The following is a 1,987-nucleotide window of genomic DNA, read 5'->3' as shown; positions in this document are numbered from 1 at the left end:
AAGAGCATGACGTCGACGGACGAAAGATACGGGTCTGTGTCCACCGGAAGGGGGCAACTCGTGCATTCGGTCCCAAGTGCCCTGATGTTCCAGCTGATTACGAACAGGTAGGTCAACCGGTCATCATCCCGGGAAGCATGGGTTCATCCTCGTACCTCCTGAAAGGGACCGCTGTTGCCATGAGCCGGACCTTCGGTTCCACCTGTCATGGTGCTGGCAGGGTTCTTTCACGGTCCCAGGCAAAGAAGAAGATTCAGGGGAAAGATATCAGGGAGACTCTGGGTAAGGCCGGCATTATGGTCAGGGCACCGCATGACGGCGCCATCGCGGAAGAAGCACCGGCTGCATACAAATCATCGTCAGAAGTGGTATCGGTGGTTCATGCCCTTGGTCTCTCCAGGCTTGTGGCACGGCTTGAACCTCTCGGAGTGATCAAAGGGTAGATGGCTCTGCAGGTGGCAGTTCTCTGGGACGGACCGGTACTGTTTACCCGTTTCATCGAAGACTGTGGTCATACCTGTGAACTTGTGACACCCCATCTGCTCGCCGCACCTTTTTTCAGACGCAGGCTGCATGGCCTTGTCATTCCGGCAGGATTTGCATGCCCCGGCCATACCAGTGTCCTTGCAGCGCTCCGGGCGATCAGGCCCCGTATCAGGAGGTATGTGGAGGGGGGAGGGACACTCCTTGCATTTGGAGCTGGATCAGACCTCTTTGATGCCTATGACTGGCTGCCGGTTCCAATCACCTACCGGTACGGCTTTTCCTTAACATCACTGACGCAACGTGACCACCCCATTCCTTCTATACTTGAAGATGGAAACGGTGAGGTATCAATCGATGGTACAGTGCATGGTACGGGAGATGATATACAAAGTCAGGTGATCCTGCAGGCACCGCAAGGGCCGGTCATGCTGGACATCCCCTGTGGATCAGGACGGATTCTGGTTGCAAGCCTGCACGAATATCCGTCACATCGCTTTATCCGCGAGTTCTGCGCACGTGAGAGCGAAGGATTATTGTAATCTGACACAAGGGAATTATTGAGGGAAGATGATGAGCCGATATATCATATCTGAGCAGGCGGCAGCATCGGACTTTATTCCGATCTGCATGGCAATTCACGAGATGGTGGGAAAACTCCCGGTGACTGCCCGGTCATTGGAACGACGGGGGATTCGGATAGAAGAAGGAGCAATTGTTGATGACGACTATTCAGGCCCGATCCTTGAAGAGGTCCTTACGGCGGGAGAGATCCGTAAAGTTACTCCGTCAACAGGACAATATAAAGGAATCCCGGTAATCGTCGCCCCAATAAAGGATGAAGCAGGGAAGACCATAGCAGCGATCGGACTGGTGGATATAACAGGAATATTTGACCTGGCAACGCTCATGGAGCACCAGTCCACCATCATAAAACAGGTCTGTGGGAAAGATCCCTGCCCCCTTCCAACAGAGCAGATCAGGGCAAAGCGGTGATATGAATGTATACACAGGCATTTAAAGTCCTTGAAATTCTTGAAAAATCCGATAAACCAGTTGAGACCAGTGAGATAGCAGAGGCGCTCTCCCTTTCCAGGTCGGCAGTCTGGAAACATATCAATGAGCTGCGACAGCTTGGATACGATATTTCCGCATCTGGTGAGGAAGGGTATGTCCTTCATGACAAAAACCAGGATTATCGGCCCCATATTATTTACAAGCACCTAAAGACCAGATTCATCGGGCGGAAGATGCGATTTTTTGAGAGTATCCCGTCCACAATCTGGTATGGCAAAGATCTCGCAGAGCAGGGTGGTATTGATGAGATGAACGGCATGGTTATCATCGCTGAAGAGCAGACCGGTGGTATTGGCAGGATGGGGAGGGCCTGGGTATCACCGGCAGGCGGTATCTGGGTCACGATCATCCTCCAGCCACAGGTACCCATCGAGCAGCTCTTCATGCTCACCCTGGCCGCATCGGTCTCTGTCGCACGGGTGCTCCG

4 protein-coding genes are annotated in these 1,987 nt (G+C 53.0%); all 4 read left to right on the top strand.

Features of this window, described 5'->3' with window-relative positions:
• Positions 1-443: RtcB family protein (locus PLA23_RS12945; protein ID WP_324475460.1), on the top strand; the 443-nt coding region annotated here is incomplete at its 5' end.
• On the top strand, positions 444-1,025 hold the full coding sequence (locus tag PLA23_RS12940) for a hypothetical protein (RefSeq protein ID WP_324475459.1): 582 nt from the start codon (positions 444-446) through the stop codon (positions 1,023-1,025).
• Positions 1,026-1,056: 31 nt separating this feature from the next.
• On the top strand, positions 1,057-1,479 hold the full coding sequence (locus tag PLA23_RS12935) for a DUF2111 domain-containing protein (protein ID WP_324330537.1): 423 nt from the start codon (positions 1,057-1,059) through the stop codon (positions 1,477-1,479).
• Between the two features lie 5 nt (positions 1,480-1,484).
• Positions 1,485-1,987, top strand: a 503-nt coding sequence (locus tag PLA23_RS12930; protein ID WP_324475458.1) for a biotin operon repressor, incomplete at its 3' end; no start/stop codon positions are given.

It is taken from the genome of Methanospirillum sp., assembly GCF_035406105.1.
GTDB lineage: Archaea > Halobacteriota > Methanomicrobia > Methanomicrobiales > Methanospirillaceae > Methanospirillum.
Note: the sequence above shows the minus strand (reverse complement) of the source record. Positions and strands in the feature narration are given on the sequence as shown.

Excerpts from the sequence above, each read along its gene's own strand:
- PLA23_RS12940 (WP_324475459.1), top strand. The coding sequence starts at position 444 with ATGGCTCTGCAGGTGGCAGTTCTCTGGGACGGACCGGTACTGTTTACC.
- PLA23_RS12935 (WP_324330537.1), top strand. The coding sequence starts at position 1,057 with ATGAGCCGATATATCATATCTGAGCAGGCGGCAGCATCGGACTTTATT.